The sequence below is a fragment of the Rhizobium sp. 01N447_2 genome (assembly GCF_056399245.1).
This window is the reverse complement of record NZ_JBFTQY010000167.1, coordinates 1-1,727: the sequence shown is the minus strand read 5'-3', so window position 1 is coordinate 1,727 and position 1,727 is coordinate 1. Positions and strand designations below refer to the sequence as shown.

Below are 1,727 nucleotides of genomic sequence, written 5' to 3'. Positions count from 1 at the left end.
GGCAGGCAGAAGCGTCGAGCGCTGATGACCGTTGGTGGCTCCAGCGTTTAAGCCCGGGCAAGGATGGTGGCCGGGAGAGACGGGATGGGGTGATCTTCACTGCCGATCCCAAGCCGGTCACCGAGATAATGGTAGAAGGAAAGGCCGAGCTTTTGGCAGGTCTTCATCAGGCCGAGCATGACATCGCGCGCAACACGGCCATCCTGGCTCATTGTGCCACCRGAGATCTTCCGCTTCGTGACAAACGTCCGTAAGGCATTTTCGGAGGCRTTGGTGTGGAGCGGGATGCCGGGATACTCGAGCACCTTTAGCAGCTCGTTCTTCCTGCGATGCAGTCGCTCGAGAAGCGTGTCGAGTGCTTCATAACCCGTACGTAGTGTGAAGATCCTATCGAACCGTCGTCGGAATGCGGGAGCGGACTGGGGGGAAGGGCACTGCTGGTAGGCKTTCAGCGCTTTATAGAAACGCCAGACGAGATCTCGGACSATCGTGACCAGCCGCTCCTCCTTTGCAGTGGTCGGCATCAGCTTTTGCAGAAGGCGCTCAGTATGGACCCAACACAGTGCATGATTGCCGACACGGAACTGTCCGGCATCGTCGGACACGATCACCGTATTTGCCATCAGGCCGCGGATTGCCGCGACGTTCTTTCAGATAATCGAATGCGGCGTCACCCAGCACATAATCCTGATAGCCGCCGCGCAGCAGGGACAGAAAGTTCAGGCGTGACTTCGATTTCGTGGTGCGAAAGACGGTAAAATCCGCACCGCCGATCTGTGTGGTGTAATAGTTATTATGGGAATGCCGCGCGCCGGTRTCGTCAACCGTCACATAAGGCGACGCCACGAGACCGGCATGCAGCAGTGCGGCATCCTCGGCGACGAAGCCCTYCAGCTGCCTGGTGAGAAGCCGCACTATCTGACGCTTGGAGATGGCGATCCCGACATCGTTCAGCAATGTCGTCAACCGCTGCGTCGTCACCTGTCCTTGTGCGTGCAGCATCAGGCAAAGCCGCCGGAGGTTGGCGCCATAGCCACCTATGATCCCGGCCGGCAAGGGAGCGAGAACCGTCTTTCCATCCGGTGTCACCCAGCATTCACGGCGGTAGTGCACGAGTTCCGCCTTGAGCACCAGGTCTCGGACGTAGACGCTTCTATATCCCTTGAAGCGCGAGCCGGACGGAGCATCGATGCGYAGGATCTCCTGCCGGCTGACCCGATCCACATCCAGCTTCGGACCCCGCGGCTTTTTCCTGCCGGCCACATGGTTTGCTGGAGAGGCCTCCGTTGCCCTCTCCATGCCGGAGGCGCGAAACGGCGGGCGCGGCGGCAGATTTTTCAGCCGGGCGATCTCGTCGCGCAACAGCTGGYTCTCGAGTTTCAGGCGGGKATTCTCCAGCCGAAGGGCGGCGTTTTCCTCCCGCAGCTGGATGTTGTCGGCCTCAAGCTTCGCAAGCCGGGCTTCTGCCTGCTGCGACCGTTCCAGAAGACCCGTCACCAATCCGCGCAACGCATTCAGTGAAAGCGTGTCGGCATGCTCGGGGGAGGGGAGCCGTTTCTTCATGGCAGAATCGAATCATGATTTGCCCCGGCTTGAGAATCCCCAGACTAGCAATCACTTCTCAAAGCGCGCGGTTATGCACACTTCTATGACCGCTCACCAAAACGCCGCCATGGATTTTGCCCCACGTACCACCAAAACGCCGCCATGGATTTTGCCCCACGTAC

The 1,727-nt window shown here is 59.5% G+C and carries 1 pseudogene; it reads right to left on the bottom strand.

Annotation, left to right across the window (positions count from 1 at the left end):
- Window positions 1–47: 47 nt before the first annotated feature.
- Window positions 48–1,563, bottom strand: a pseudogene (locus AC1ECN_RS38540) (IS66 family transposase).
- Window positions 1,564–1,727 lie beyond the last annotated feature (164 nt).